This is a genomic window from Ignicoccus sp., from assembly GCF_056435145.1.
On sequence record NZ_JBWNMZ010000008.1, the window covers coordinates 34,032 to 47,915 of the forward strand.

General features: G+C 56.0%; 13 protein-coding genes. 6 read left to right on the forward strand and 7 right to left on the reverse strand.

Annotated features, from left to right (window positions below; translation table 11 throughout):
* The first annotated feature begins 3 nt into the window (after positions 1-3).
* From AC1HCZ_RS02845 to AC1HCZ_RS02855, 3 genes are read left to right on the forward strand one after another with little or no spacing between them, the layout of a single operon-like run.
* Complete coding sequence (locus tag AC1HCZ_RS02845) at positions 4-861, forward strand: DMT family transporter (RefSeq protein ID WP_479462034.1); 858 nt, start codon at positions 4-6, stop codon at positions 859-861.
* A gap of 35 nt (positions 862-896) precedes the next feature.
* Positions 897-1,271, forward strand: coding sequence for a hypothetical protein (locus AC1HCZ_RS02850; protein WP_479462035.1), 375 nt, complete (start codon positions 897-899; stop codon positions 1,269-1,271).
* 39 nt (positions 1,272-1,310) lie between these two features.
* On the forward strand, positions 1,311-2,735 hold the full coding sequence (locus tag AC1HCZ_RS02855) for a class I adenylate-forming enzyme family protein (protein ID WP_479462036.1): 1,425 nt from the start codon (positions 1,311-1,313) through the stop codon (positions 2,733-2,735).
* On the opposite strand, the gene AC1HCZ_RS02860 is transcribed toward AC1HCZ_RS02855, so the two are convergent.
* The 4 genes from AC1HCZ_RS02860 to AC1HCZ_RS02875 all read right to left on the reverse strand — a co-directional run bounded on the left by AC1HCZ_RS02860 (position 2,722) and on the right by AC1HCZ_RS02875 (position 5,801).
* Entirely contained in the window at positions 2,722-3,117 is a 396-nt protein-coding gene (locus AC1HCZ_RS02860) for a Zn-ribbon domain-containing OB-fold protein (RefSeq protein WP_479462037.1), read from the reverse strand. The genes AC1HCZ_RS02855 and AC1HCZ_RS02860 overlap by 14 nt on opposite strands.
* 3 nt (positions 3,118-3,120) lie before the next feature.
* Complete coding sequence (locus tag AC1HCZ_RS02865; protein WP_479462038.1) at positions 3,121-4,182, reverse strand: thiolase C-terminal domain-containing protein; 1,062 nt, start codon at positions 4,180-4,182, stop codon at positions 3,121-3,123.
* A 5-nt stretch (positions 4,183-4,187) separates the two neighbouring features.
* On the reverse strand, positions 4,188-5,231 hold the full coding sequence (locus tag AC1HCZ_RS02870) for a hydroxymethylglutaryl-CoA synthase (RefSeq protein ID WP_479462039.1): 1,044 nt from the start codon (positions 5,229-5,231) through the stop codon (positions 4,188-4,190).
* Between the two features lie 66 nt (positions 5,232-5,297).
* Positions 5,298-5,801: a DUF84 family protein gene (locus AC1HCZ_RS02875; protein ID WP_479462040.1), complete on the reverse strand. Its 504-nt coding sequence runs from the start codon at positions 5,799-5,801 to the stop codon at positions 5,298-5,300.
* Positions 5,802-5,882: 81 nt separating this feature from the next.
* On the opposite strand from AC1HCZ_RS02875, the gene tatC reads away from it, so the two are divergent.
* A complete protein-coding gene (gene tatC / locus AC1HCZ_RS02880) occupies positions 5,883-6,899 on the forward strand; it encodes a twin-arginine translocase subunit TatC (RefSeq protein WP_479462041.1) in 1,017 nt (338 codons plus the stop codon).
* On the forward strand, positions 6,896-7,504 hold the full coding sequence (locus AC1HCZ_RS02885) for an L-threonylcarbamoyladenylate synthase (RefSeq protein ID WP_479462042.1): 609 nt from the start codon (positions 6,896-6,898) through the stop codon (positions 7,502-7,504). The genes tatC and AC1HCZ_RS02885 overlap by 4 nt, the downstream gene beginning before the upstream one ends.
* On the opposite strand, the gene AC1HCZ_RS02890 is transcribed toward AC1HCZ_RS02885, so the two are convergent.
* The gene (locus AC1HCZ_RS02890; protein ID WP_479462043.1) at positions 7,485-7,985 is read right to left on the reverse strand and encodes a hypothetical protein; all 501 of its coding nucleotides are present in this window, start codon (positions 7,983-7,985) and stop codon (positions 7,485-7,487) included. The two genes, AC1HCZ_RS02885 and AC1HCZ_RS02890, sit on opposite strands and share 20 nt — an antisense overlap.
* Entirely contained in the window at positions 7,970-8,542 is a 573-nt protein-coding gene (locus AC1HCZ_RS02895) for a hypothetical protein (RefSeq protein WP_479462044.1), read from the reverse strand. Before AC1HCZ_RS02895 ends, AC1HCZ_RS02890 begins: the two co-directional genes overlap by 16 nt.
* Before the next feature lie 94 nt (positions 8,543-8,636).
* Between AC1HCZ_RS02895 and AC1HCZ_RS02900 the strand changes: the two genes are divergently transcribed.
* A complete protein-coding gene (locus AC1HCZ_RS02900) occupies positions 8,637-12,704 on the forward strand; it encodes a hypothetical protein (protein ID WP_479462045.1) in 4,068 nt (1,355 codons plus the stop codon).
* On the opposite strand, the gene AC1HCZ_RS02905 is transcribed toward AC1HCZ_RS02900, so the two are convergent.
* A complete protein-coding gene (locus AC1HCZ_RS02905; RefSeq protein WP_479462046.1) occupies positions 12,701-13,876 on the reverse strand; it encodes a Clp1/GlmU family protein in 1,176 nt (391 codons plus the stop codon). The two genes, AC1HCZ_RS02900 and AC1HCZ_RS02905, sit on opposite strands and share 4 nt — an antisense overlap.
* Positions 13,877-13,884: the final 8 nt, after the last annotated feature.

The window sequence follows — 13,884 nt, forward strand, 5'->3', positions numbered from 1 at the left end:
ACCGTGATAGAGGCGCTGGTGCCCTTAGTGCCGCAGTTATTGTGGGCCACAAACTTCGTAGTCTCGAAAGTAGTCATAGCCAAAGGTCTCCACGCGATGACCTTGACGGCCCTCCGCTGGGCGTTGGCCGGGACTTTGCTTTACGCCTACTCCAAGCTAAGGGGTTTGAGGATAATTTTGGGCAAGGAAATCTTGCTGCCCTCGCTGACGGGCATAACGGGCTTCAGCGCCCTCATTTACTTGGGGCTTACCTACGCGAAGGCCTCGGTGGTGGGGCTCACAATGGCGTTGATCCCGATATTCACTTCAGTGCTGGCCGCGGCGTTCCTAAAGGAAAGGCTCACCCCCTTGCTCGTTGTCTCGGTGATTGTTGGCTCTGCCGGGGTGGCCTTGCTCGCCGTGGACGGCTCGGGGCTTTCTTGGTTGGGCGCCGCGCTGGGTTCTCTCGCAGCTTTGGACTGGGCGGTTTACACAGTAACCTCTAAGAAGGTTATGCGCGAACTATCGCCGTTGGAGTCCCTCGCCAGCAACGCTCTGGTGGCCCAGCCGTTCAACTTCCTCTTAGCCATTCCGTTCCTCTCGCTCGCTCCATTGGGCGACCCCCAGGTGCTCGCGGGCTTGCTCTACGTCTCCCTCGTGCCCGGGTTCCTAGCTTACTTCCTCTGGCTTTACTCGATTAAGCTCGTGGGGGCGGCGAGGGCCGGAGTTTACATAAACGCGCTGCCCTTGCTCACGCTCGCCTTGGCATCGGCCTCTCTCGGGGAGGCCTTGACGGGCTCCCAGCTCGTCGGAGCGGCCTTGGTGTTGCTGGCTTTGGTCCTAGTGACTCTTGACTACCTCAAGAGGCTCTCAACTTCTTAGCTCGAGGTTCTAAGGGGGTCAAGCGGGTAAAGGGTTTGGAGAGGGTCGAGCTGGGAAGGGAGGCGGTGGAAGAACTGACGGACGCTCTGAAGGCTAAGAAGGTGGTCCTCGCGTTCATAGAGAGGGAGGCCTTCCGGAACGTCGTCCCCCTTTACCTGGGCGAGGTAGACGAGGTGAGGGGAGGAGAGTCCTCTCTGGAGGCGGAGGGCAGCGAGGGGAGTTTCAAAGCTTTTGGCGTGGGGAACAAAACTTTGATTGTAGTTAAGAGAAAGGACTTCAACGAGGTAGCTATAGTTGACGTCCCCATAGAGGAGCTGAGGGCCTTTCTGACCGAAGAGGAAGGGTACGGGGTCGACGAGACCCCGGTCGAGGGGGTGGAAGAGGAAAAGGAGGAGTGGGAGCCGGAGTAGATATTTCCCTACTTCCTACGGACCGGAACGGTGGCTTCGGTGTACCGAGACCCGGGCAAGCCCGTGCATAAGATAATAGAAGAGAGGGCCAGAGAAGCCCCCAACAAGACGGCGCTGGTATACGAAGACGGAACCGAGCTAACTTATAATGATTTGATCTCGAAGGCTAAAGCGATTGCTAACTTATTGTATGAAAACAAGGTAAGGAAGTGCGATACAGTCTTCCTAATAATGTTTAACAGGCCAGAGTTCGTCACCTCGTTGCTGGGCTCTCTGTACGCGGGCGCGAGGGTAGTCATAGTTGACGCCTTGACGCAGAAGGAAGACTTGGCCTTCCAGCTCTACGACAGCGCCCCTAAAGTGGTGTTGGCAGACGAGGAGGTCGTCCAGAGGGAGAGCGAGACCTTGAAGGACTACGCGGTCCTCACGGAGAAGGACCTCTCCTCCGCCTCCGGAGAGCACGAGGTGGTAGTCGACTACGAGGACGACGCGAGGGTCTTCTACTACGCGGGCATAGCCGGGAGGACGATGCAAGTGATCCACTCCCACCGCTCCTTCACCGGGGCCATAATGCCGCTCGTGCAAGCTGAAGGGATAAGCGCAGATGACGTGAGCTTGGTGACCGTTCCCCTCACCCACGTGTTGGGATTGGACGCCGCCTTGCTGAGCGCCCTAGTCTCCGGGGCTACTGCGCTGTTGCTGAAGAGGTTTAATGTCGACAAGATAAGGGAGCTCACGGGCAAGAGGGCCCCCACTTACTTAGTGGCAGTCCCCTTGGTGTTCCAGACACTAATGAAGGAGGACGAAGAACTCGTCAAGTCCTTGGGTCGGAGCTTGAGGTGGGCTATGAGCGGCGGGGCCTACCTGCCGCCCGACGACCAGAGGAGGTGGGAGGAGCTCACGGGCAAGCCCTTGCTGCAAGTCTACGGCATGACAGAAGCGCCCCAGATATTCGCCACCACCCCCGAGAGGCACAAGGTCGGTAGCTTGGGCTTCCCCCTCCCCGGCGTGGAGGCCTTGTTAGTGAACCCCGAGACCCTCGAGCCCGTGGAGGACCAAGGAGAACTGCTGGTCAGGGGTCCCCAAGTAATGAAGTCTTATCCCGACCCGGAGGAGAACTCCAAGGCCTTCGTGGAGGTTAACGGAAACGTGTGGATGAGGACCGGCGATATACTGGCCAAGGACGAGGAGGGCTTCTACTACTTTAGAGGGGTAAGGAAGAGGATGTTGAAGTACAAGGGATATCCGATATTCCCTAAGGACTTAGAGCTGATACTGCTCAAACACCCGTGTGTGGCCGAAGCGGAGGTAGTGGGCGAAGCGGCCGGCGAGGTGGGTCAGATACCCGTGGCGAGGGTGAAGCTGAAAGAAGGATGCAAGACGACTCCGGAGGAAATAATGGACTTCGTGAACAAGAGGGTTGCTGCCTACAAAAAGATAAGGAAGGTAATCATTTTGGAATGACCCTAAAGAAGAGCGCGTACTCTATCAGCCCGGTTTCCCCGTCGGCCCTCACCCTCCTCAAAACCGCTTGGACCTCCGCCCCGACCTCCAGCCCTTCCGTCACGTCCGTCAACCTCGCGACCACCCTCTCTCCGTTCTCAAGCTCGATCAGTCCCACGTACAGAGGCGCTTGGTCCTCGAAGCCCTCCGGCGGCTGACACAGTTTGGTCCACGCTAGCAGCTTCCCCTTCCAAGGGAGCCTCTCCTTAACGGTCTCCACCCCGCACCTCGGGCAACGGCTCACCTCCTCCCTGAACGTCCTCTTGCAGATCGGACACCTCGTCACCTCTAGCCTATACCTATACGGCTTTTCCCTCCACACCGCGGCCGGACTGACGTCCACGGCTTACACCTCCTTCATGTAAGTTAGATAAGTAGTGGCTCCCAACAAGTTGGAGCTGTGGGTTAAGAAACTGCTGACCTTGCCCAGCTTACCAAGGCCGGAAGTGATCGCGAGGAAGCCTTCGGCCACTTGGTAGACCCCCGTGGCGCCCACCGGGTGTCCGCGGGCCTTCAGCCCTCCTGAGGGGTTGACTGAGGTCGGGTTCTCAAGCAAGTAATCTATGCCCTTCCCCCTTGGAGCGAGGCCCAAGGACTCGAGAGCTATGACGCCGGCGACGCTGAAGGGGTCGTGTACCTCTACGGCCTCCGGCTCGGGGCTCCCCAGCGCTTCCATAGCCGCTTTGGCACTTTCCATGAACGTTAAGTCCCTTTCGGCCAAAGTTAATTGGGAGGAAGCTGCGACCGCCTCTAAGGCTACCGGCGAGGACTCGGAAGTGAGCATGACCGCGGCAGCCCCGTCGCTGAACGGGTGAGAGTCCAAGAGCTTCAAGGGCTCGGCCACGCAGTTGGAGTTCAACACCTTCTCCAGTGTAATCGGGAACCTCAGCTGCGCGTGGGGGACTGCGGTGGCGTTGTCGTGCATAATCACCGCCCAGTGGGCTAAGTCCTCCCTACTCACGTTGAACTCCCTCATGTAGAGGAATGCAGCTAACGCGTGGGCACCAGCGTATGTGAGGCCGTAGAAGGACTCGTAGGGGCTCAAGAGAGTCTGTAGGTGCCTCACAGCTTTCTTCGACTGGAAGTCGTTGACTTTATCAACCCCTACTACCAAGACCCTCTTTAAGCCGGACTTCAGCAGCCTATAGGCAACAGCGATGGCCGCCCCGCCGGAGGCCTCGCCCGCGGAGACCTCGTACACCTCCCCTCTGAACCCCAAGTACTCCGCCAGGAGGGCTCCCAAGTTACTGAAGGACTCTTGGTAGCGTGATAAGTAAGTGCTCAGCACCAGCGCGTCGGGCTCGCCACATTCCCTAACCACCGGCGAAAGGGCCTCGACCGCGAGGGCAGAGGAGCTCTTATCGTAGTGCCTACCTACATTCACCACGTTGGCAGAGCAGACGTACAAGGGTTTCACCTCGCCAACTTCTTTATCTTGTTCCTAAACCTCAAGTAGGTTGCGTAGTCTATAACTTTCTTCCTCTCTATGTAGCTCTGCGTCGTGGGCGCGAGGCCCTTGACCTCCTCCACCCTGTCGGTTACCTCGAACAAGTACGCGTCGGCCCCTGCGCCGGAACCGAAGGGAGCCATCAATATCAAGTCCCCGGGGGAAGCGTTGTCTAGAACCCTCGTCATTCCTAGGAAGGCCGAAGCATTGTAGGTGTTTCCTATATCTGCGGTGGTTAACCCGATCATAAGCTGTTCCCTCTTGAACCCCAACATCTTCGCCAGCTTCATGGGGAACCTCACGTTGGGCTGGTGGGGGACGAAATAGGCCACGTCCGACGGCTTTATCGAGTTTCTCTCCATCAATTCTTTTATTGCGTTGTACAAGTGGTAAAAGTACGCCGGCTCTCCGGTGAAGCCCTCGCCGTGGGCCGGGAACTGGCTCCCGTCCCGCCTCCAGAAGTCCGGCGTGTCGGTGACGAAAGTGTAAGCGTCTACGAAATTGGCTACTACGTTTTCGTTGGAGATCACGAAGGCGGCCCCGCCCGAGGCGGCGGTGTACTCCAACACGTCTCCGGGGGCTCCTTGGGCTGTGTCAGCTCCTATCACTAAGGCGTGTCTCACCGTCCCCTCGCCCACCAGCGCCAGCGCGTGGCGCAAGCCCTCGCTGGCGGCCCTACAAGCGAACTCTGCGTCCACAGCCATGGTTTCCGGAGCTATTCCTATGGCATCAGCAATTATGGTGGAAGAAGGCTTAACCGCGTACGGCTTGGACTCAGAACCTATGAAGACCATTCCTACCTCCTTTGGGTCTACTTGGGCTCTCGTCAAGGCGTTTATTGCGGCTTCCCACGCTATCGTTACCGAGTCCTCGTCCGGCCCTGCGACGGACTTCTCCTTTACGCCTAATGACAATGGGATTTTAGGGTCGGAGCCCCAGTGGACCGCTATTTCTTCCGTCGGGACTCTGTAGAGGGGCACGTAGGCCCCCCACCCCGCTATGCCGACCAAGGTTTCACCGCTCCGTATTCCCTCCGGTTAAGCGGAGTTAAGACGCTGGTCTGATATTGTGTTCGACTATCGCCAAACTTCATTGAACGCTCTCGACAACGCCATTATTACGGCCATTTTGCAGAACTCCTTCCTTGTTATTACTTCATTCGTAAGGACTCCCACCAAGCCTTTCCCCCTTCCCAGCTCCTTCCCCCCGAAGGCCTCCATCATTTTGTAAAACTCCGACCTGTCCCTTAACACTTTAGGTGCCCACGATTCGGGCAACTCAAAGCCTGGAGACAGGCCGAAGTGGAGTTCTCCGGCTTTCACTGCCGCAACAGACACCATAAACAACTTGTTGTTCAGCAAGAAAAGCCCCGACTCCAAACCTACTCCCACGTCGCCGTCGAGAGCGGCCCGGGAGGCCCTGTTCTCGGCCCCGCGGAAGACTTCGTCCCCGAGCGGGACCGGGGGCACCCCGCTGGGGACTTCCAAGGCCTCTACTTCGGCATCTATCCCCAACTCCTCTACGGCCTCCTTTACAGCCGCCACTTTAACGGGGTTGACGCTCCCCACAACTACCTTCATCTCCCCGCCCTGGGAGGCCTCTGGCACCCGGGTTTTGAGACGCGGCCCGGCGGGGGTGAGGTGGCTCGTAAGGGGTGAGGGGTGAACGGAGGGCCTCGTCCGACCCGCAAGCCTAAATCTCTCGAGAGCCTAAAGGGCGGGGACACAGAAGCGTTGAAGATGTTGATGTCACTAGTAAAGAAGTTGAAGTCGCCTTTCGAGTGTAACATAGAAGAGGCGGAGAGGATAGAGGACATCACCTACCATCTGGAGGAGCTGTTAAAGACTATAAGGAGGTCGATAGTGGCGTTCTTCTTGGCCCTCTTGGTAGTGGCCCTCTTCCCAATAAACTGGGTTACTTGCCCCCTCATGCACTTGTACTGCAGCCCGAAGGACGTGGGCGAGGCCGTGGGCGCCCAGTACATTGCGGAGCTGATAAAGTGGATAGGCTACGTGCCCGCAATGGTTGCTCTCCTCAGGATAATAACTTTAGCAATTATGCACATGGGGGTCAAGCCAGTAATATGCCATGCTGAAAGCTTGTTCAACGCATATATCATGGTTATAATTTGGGGCGCCTTGGTGATTTCAGCCCCTTACATAATATATCAATTCTTGTGCTATTTGTGGCCGGCGCTCCACGAACACGAGAGGAGGATGCTCCGCAACGGGGTCTTGGCCACCTTCGGTCTCTTCGCACTCGGCGAGCTATTCGCATTCACGATAGTAGTCCCCTTCGGCTTCGAGCTTGTGGTCTTCTTCGGGCAAGCGGCCGGCGCCCAGAGCATATGGTGTCTGTCCGACATAATAGAGTTCGCAGTCATGACAGCAATAATAACGGGCCTATCGTTCTTACTGCCGATCGTGGTTTACTACTTAGTCTTGCTGGGGATGTTGAACCCCGAACAACTGAAGGGAAAGAACTTGAGAGTTGCATTCATCGCAATAATGTTCTTAGCTGCAGTCATAACTCCCGGCGGGACCGGGATAAGCATGTTAGCGATAGGCATACCCATGTTCGTACTCTATTATTTGGCAATAATTATGGCCGAAAAGGCAATTAAGGAGAGACGACAAAAAGCCCCTTCGTTCGAGTTCAGCAACAAGGGAGAGAGATGAGGGTACTCAAGCCCAAAGACGAGGAGGAGCTCCGGAAGGCGCTGGCGGAGGCGAGAGAGGTCTTGGAGTCTGGCGGGCTGGTGATCATCCCCACTGAGACCGTCTACGGCATAGCGTCTAAGCTAGAGTTCGCAGAAAAGATATACGAGGTGAAAAAGAGGCCCAAGGAAAAGCCCTTGCCCGTCCAGACACCGCTGGGAAAACACGGAGAGGTGGGCGAGTTCGACGAGGTAGGCGAGGCCTTGGCGAAGGCCTTCTGGCCAGGGCCTTTAACTATAGTGGTGAAGGCAAAGCCTTGGGTCCCAACGACCGTCACTGCGGGGACCGGCAAGGTCGGCGTGAGGGTGCCGGCCCACCCCTTCGCCCTAAGGCTGCTGGAGCTCGTAGGCCCCTTGGCGGTCACCTCTGCTAACTTGAGCGGAAAGAAGAGCCCCAAGAGCGTGGAAGAGGTGAGCGTCAAGGCCGACTTGATAATAGACATGGGCCCGGTGGGGGGTACACCTTCAACCGTAGTCGAGGTTGAAGGCAAAAAGATCAAGGTTCTGAGGAGGGGGCCTATAGGTGAGGAGGACTTAAGGAAGGTCCTCAGCGCGCGACGCAGCTGACACAGAGCTCCGACGCTCCGAGCAGCTCTACCGTAGAGCTCGGGTAGTACTTGTTGCGATAAATACACAGCAAGTATCTCCCGGACGCCAGCGAGATCCTCTTCTGGACGACGAACAGCGTTTGTCCGGTTTCAAAGCTGCTAAACTTTATCCCTTTCACCTCTCCGGGGCTCAAGACGTATACCAACACTGCGTAAGCGTAGGTCGAGTCGGGGTCGCCCACCTCGACGAACTTCTTTGAAGACAAGAGACCTTCCGAGTAGAGCGCGGACGCCAACTCGGAGCACTGTTGGGCCGCGGACAGCGTTTGGCCCGCGGCGTTGCTCTGGGGCCCCAAGGCGACGGCCGCCTCCACCTCAACGAGCGCCGGCGTCTGGGGCTCCGGCGGTGGGTGTAGGAGCGCGGAGCCCAGCAGCGCGGCCGCAACTGCTGTCACCGCGCTGAGTATTGCCACCTCCAAGGCGCCTAAGCCCCTACGCATGAAGTCACACCCCACAAGTACTTACTGTTTACCAAAGTTATATTAGTAAAGCATGAGACAACTTTTTCGCTTAAGTCCGGGAAAACGACGTGTAAGGTTGCGAATGGCATGAAGTTTATGTTATTGCAGACCACCTCGGGCGCTATGGCGTTGGAGGATGAAGGCTTAAACGCATACAACGTTACGTTGTTTATAACTTCCCTCGAGAAGGTACCGAACACCAAGTACGCTCCGGGCCTCCCGTCGCAGTAGAAAGGCAAGACGAAGTAAGCCTTGTAAGAGCCGGCCGCGAGCTCTGCGTAACAGAAGCGCAAGTTGTTGTACTCGGTCGAAGAGACGTCAGTTACTGAAGGGACGGTGGGATCTATGAAAACTAAGTAGTTCCCGCTACAATCTATCCTTATTGAGAGCTTAGCGGAGCGGGAGGCAACCTCGTTAACCCTCTTGATCAGGTTTCCAACTCCCTTCTCCCACTGGCTCACCAACCAAGTGAGGGCCCCTAGCACTATCGATGCCAGCAAGAGCGCGGCCAGCAGCTCGCTTTGCGCCCTTCTCAAACCGCCACTTCCCCACACCTTTACCTTTAAGCAGAGCTTTAGGAAGGGTCGTTGTCATTTCCGTACGGAAACGGCAACTCTCGGATTAAAACTTTTGGTCGTTTGCCAGTTCCACGGTGCCCTCAAAGTGACGAATGCGGGAAGGGGCGGAGTGGCCAGCCTATTAGCGCTCCTCGTAATAGTTAGCATGCTGCTGGCCGCAGTAGTCCTAATGGTTAATGTACTGAGCAAACAAGCGACCATAAGCGAGAGGACGGTCCAAGCGGTCCAGAGGCAACAGCTGGCGACCAGCGTGACCCAGAGCTTGTCCGCGTGCTACGCGGTCCTCAACGACCCCCTTGCCGGCCCGATCCTAGTAATAAAGACCAATAATATACCGGCCTTCTGCCAGTACGCGAAGGCAATCCAAGTGTACAGGAGCTCAGGGGCCCAGAACGTCTCCGAACTCTACACTAAGGACATGTGGACTTCTGGAAGCAGCAAAGTCGCTTATAGTGCGTGCCAACACAACTACAAGCCGGAGTACGTCACCCTCGGTGCGATTAAGATACCCGCTACCTTGGTAATCTTGCTCCCACCCGAGGGCAGCAACGTATACTCAGCGAGGATGTTGATAGAGGGCATCGGGTGGAAGGAGCTCAGCAACTGTATAAACACTGTCGGCGGCGTGCTCCAACAAACCACCGTCCAACAGACGACCACGGTATTCTCAATAGGCCCCATAACGGTGCTCGCCGGAGGCAACGTCAACCCTCTGCAGTACATGTGCCCGCCTCCTAGGACGGTGGTGGGAGACAACTACGCTTACCAAATAGCCTTAATACTGAATCCAGAATTCAATGGAACCAGAAACAACGTACCTACGAGTATTGTTATAGACCTTAAGGATATAATAGAAAAGGCTGCTCCTGCCAGCAGCCCGTTGAAGTACTATATAGACGACGTGTACTTGAGGAATATAACGGTGATGAGAATAACTTCTACCCCGAACCTCTACCAAGTCAGCTGGAGCGCCAGCGCCTACTTGCCTTGGAGCTATACCTTTACTAACTTGACCGCCGACAAGCCCTTGTGGAAGAGCTCCGGCGTGTTGACGTTCAACTTTACCGCTCCAGCTCCCATGAGGCCGGACTCGCTGGTCCAGTATAGCGCGGTGGTCTGTCTCTACCTAGGCATAGCTGGGCAGTACCCTAAGGGCTCCGACGGAACCCCCTTTGACGGTAAGCTCTTCGAGCACGAGGTCGAGTTCCCCGGGCTGGCCTACCCGTGCGCTAGCTTCAGCGGGTACGACGTGTGCTACGCGCCCGCCGCCAACACTACAACCACCTATGCGGTGAACGTAACTACAGCCTCCGGACTGAAGTTCTTGGGGCTTCAGTACCCGGTAGATAGCACGGTTAGGAGCTACAAAATAGTCGTTGAGAACCCCAACTCCGAAGCCTTGTTCGACCAAGTGATTAGGGTCAAGCTGCCGGCCCAACTGAACGCCACTCCGATAACCATCATAGACGACTTCGGCGCGCCGCTGAAGTTCTGTTACGAGACCGTGGTGGGCAACTGCACGAGAGTACCGGTGAGAGCGGAAGGGCCCGCCAAGAGCGACGGCTACGTCTGGGTCAAGGTCCCTTACTTACCGGCCGGGGGGAGGAGCTCGTTCATGATACTAGTAGGAAAGAACGGAGGGAGCGACCCGAGGGAGGTATTCCCAGTCTACGTAGACTTCTACGGCGCGAGGATCGAGTTGGACAGCTACGCTTGGACTTGGAACTTCCCGGGCTACGCGTTCACCATGACTGGAGCGGTCTTCGACGACCCCCAAGACAAGCTCAACTTCGTTAGTAACGAGAACTCCTTCAGCGTGGTGGCTGTAGTCAGGTGGGACGGGGCCTTCAACTTCGCGGACGAGGATAAGTTGAACTATTACATAAACCCTGCTTGGAGGGACGACGACTTCTTCTTCTCTGCTCCCGATGTGGGCTACTGGCTGTTCCCCATAGCTTACCAAGCGGACCCGACCACCGGCACGGGCTGGATGTTGGCAATCTACAAGGGCGTGCCGACGATATTTCAGATATCGGATGACGGAAACGAAATAAAACCTAGAGCGGTGGCGTCCACTACCTTGGTCCCCGGAAAGAAGTACATGATAGTTGCTACCTTCGACAACAAGACCGACGAGTGGAACGTGTACGTAAGGCCCTTAGAGACGCTCGAGGGCTCGTTGCCCCCCTTGCCGAGCCTAAGCGAGGACCTAACAGAGATAAACCAGTACGCGGGGACTTCTAGCCTTCCCTCGTTGATGAACGAGCTGTTCAGGGGCGACAAACCGGCCTTAGTGATATCGGACGCGAGCAGGTACTACGATAATAACGTCAATGACGAGACAATGGCAGCCTTCTCCGGAGTCATATACAACGTAACAATTTACGGAGACAGCTTCGACAGCCTTCAGACGGCTGTTCAGTGCTTCTACAGCTACGATCCCGCTGAATGCCCTCCTGTTTACGCCTACACCCTCAAGCCGGACGAGTACGGGCTCAACGCCTACGTCGTCGGGGCCGGCGTGGAAAGGGCTAAGATATACATGCTGCAGTGGTACCCGTATTACTCTCGTTGGGGAAGGGCCATGGTGAGATTCCAGCAGCTCCTCGACTACTCCGACGACGAGCACTGCTTGCCTCTCGTAGGCCAGATTAACGTAACCATAGTTAAAGGAGTACAAGTAATTAAATCAACAATCTACGGCACGCCTTTGAACGGAGAGACTGAAGGCACGTGCACCCCGCTGTGGAAGGCCGCCGAGACCATAAGGGCCGGCATACTTAACGCCCAGAGGAACGGCATAGTGTTGAACAGTACTTGGCTCAACGAAAGGGTGGTCTGGAACTTCTGGCTGTGGCCGGAGGTGCCGAAGGGCAGCTTCTACGAAGTCAGGATAGGAATGAACGGCGGCAGCTACGGCGACTACGTCTCCGGAAGCTGGAACATAATCTACCCCTACGTCCCGGGAATGGTGAGCGACGGGAAGAGCTGGCTCAAGTGGATGCTCTACGAGGACACTGACGACGACGAATACCGCTTAGTGACCTCGAGGAACGGCTTCTGGTCGAACGCTTGGAGGTCCTACTTAATAGACTACGCCAGCGAGCCGGCCTATAAGCTCAGCGAACCGGACAAGGTATATTACAACGTAGTAAAGTACGACTTGCTGACCCCGGCAGTTTACTTCAACATACACGAGGGCGGGCCGCTCGGCGGGCTATTTTACTACGGCACTCTCGACCTATCGGCATACAAGCTGAAGTCCGAGTACAGCCAGCTGCTGCCGGACCAAGTGAAGTACATAGGCTTCAGCTACGTCGACAGGAACAACGACACTACTACAGATGAGCTAGAAACTGACGACAGGGTTTACTACTACATGTTCGCGAGGACCTTACCCAAGATACCGTTAGAGGACTACGTAACTGTCGAGGTGCCGGACGTGTACTCGCCCAGAGTCGACGCGCCTATAGTGTACGTCAAGTACAAGGGATACACAGTAATTAACGTCACCGGGCCCTACAACGCCACCCTCCAAGTTGACGTGCTCGGCAACTTGACGTCCTTACAGCTGAACGAGTACGGATCGTACGCGACTACGAAGAATCCGTTCTACAACTATACTGACTTCATGACTAACGTAACGGTAGCGGCCTTCTGGAACGGCAACCTCGAGTGGCACAACTCCACATCTGACTTGCCGGCCGTCTTTGCCGCCAAGCTCAACTTACCGGTTAGCAACGCCGACAAGTGGAACGTAGTAGCCTTCAACAAGACTGCAGAACTACTCTCGACCGCCGTTACGAACTACTATAACAACTTGACGTTGGCCGTCTCACCTACTAACGACTTCTTGATAACGTTCAACAATATGACTGCTAAAGTAAACGAAGTAAAATCGTTCGTGATAGGCTTGAGCAACACGGAGGGCGGCAAGGTACCTCCGTTGGTGGTAATTATGAGGAGCTACGCCTCAACGGGCTCAGAGGACGTGGACGGCTTGCTGTCTTGGAATGCGTTGAACGCTCCTAGCGAGCTGAACGGTACGAGCATAATAATGATAAACAAGGCTAACTGGTACGTTCTGGTCAACGGGCCGTACTGCATCAAGTGTAGCTAAAACGGTTTTTTGACTACCTTGTCGCTGTAGTCCTCTTCAAGTTTGACCTTTCCGAAGATGACGTACTCGGGATCTTCGTCTAAACACGTCCTCACCTTCATTACTTTCCTCAAGTAGTCTATCTTCACCACAGCGCCCAGTCGCTCGTTCCCGAACTTGTCTCCCAAGCCCACCAACAAGCCCCTCTCCTCTCCCTCTTCCAGCACCTCCACGTTGGACGCCCTCTTGTACCTCAGACCTCTCTTTATTACAGCGACTACCTTGTTTCCCCAAGGAACGACGAGCAACGGCTTGACGCCTATTAGCTCCTTTACACTTTCCTTAAGGGCTTCGTCTCCCCAAGGATTGTTGAATATCACTGACATGAGGACGTTAACATTCGTTAAGTCCACGTCCCTCGTCTTGCAGCTTTCCAGAGCTTTTCTGTACTTGTTCTTCCTTATGCTCCTCCTATCGCTTTTGCTCCTCTCCTTGCCCGTGGAAGGGGGGAGCTCCACGAGCTCCCAAGGCCCCTTGGCCCACCACGGCGCCTTCCCCATGTAAACTACGACGTCCGGCGATATAGCCCGGAGCAGCTCGTGCTTGTAACAGCCGGCCTCGAAGCCCTCAACCCACCCGTCGGTGTCTACCACCACCCTTCCCTTCGCGAGCGAAGAGACCGAAGAGATTATCCGGCTCTTCTCTACGGCAGGGGTTATGGTGCCCGTGAAGCGCTGCTCCTCCGCTTCCAAGTCGCTGAGCGTGAACACGTAGCCCTTGACCTTGGCTTTACAAACCATGGTGGGGAAACACAAGTTGCTCTGGCCTACGTCGCTGTCCAGCACGCTTACCTCGTACCCCTCGTTCAAGTTCATGTTGACCAAGGTAGCAGTCACGCTGCTCTTCCCCGAGTCGGTAGGTCCTAACACCACGACCCTCTTTGCCCCCACTACCTCGGAGAGGCCCTCTATCCACTCCTCCATTACGTTCTTCTCTTTAACTTCTATCTTGGTGTTTGATGTAGCTGAGATGTCTATCTCGGAATCCTCGATAACTTTGAACGCGTAGGTCCTCCACTGGGGTACCACTATGATGTCATTGCCCTCTAAAGTCTTTCCCATTAGGACCGCGTTACCCCTCACCAGCCTCACTGCCGCCGGCCCGGTTACCTCTAAGTACTTCCCTCCCTCCACCTTGACCC

Coding starts and splice junctions, on each gene's coding strand:
- AC1HCZ_RS02875 (WP_479462040.1), bottom strand. CDS start 5,801: ATGAAGGTAGTTGTGGGGAGCGTCAACCCCGTTAAAGTGGCGGCTGTA.
- AC1HCZ_RS02885 (WP_479462042.1), top strand. CDS start 6,896: ATGAGGGTACTCAAGCCCAAAGACGAGGAGGAGCTCCGGAAGGCGCTG.
- AC1HCZ_RS02890 (WP_479462043.1), bottom strand. CDS start 7,985: ATGCGTAGGGGCTTAGGCGCCTTGGAGGTGGCAATACTCAGCGCGGTG.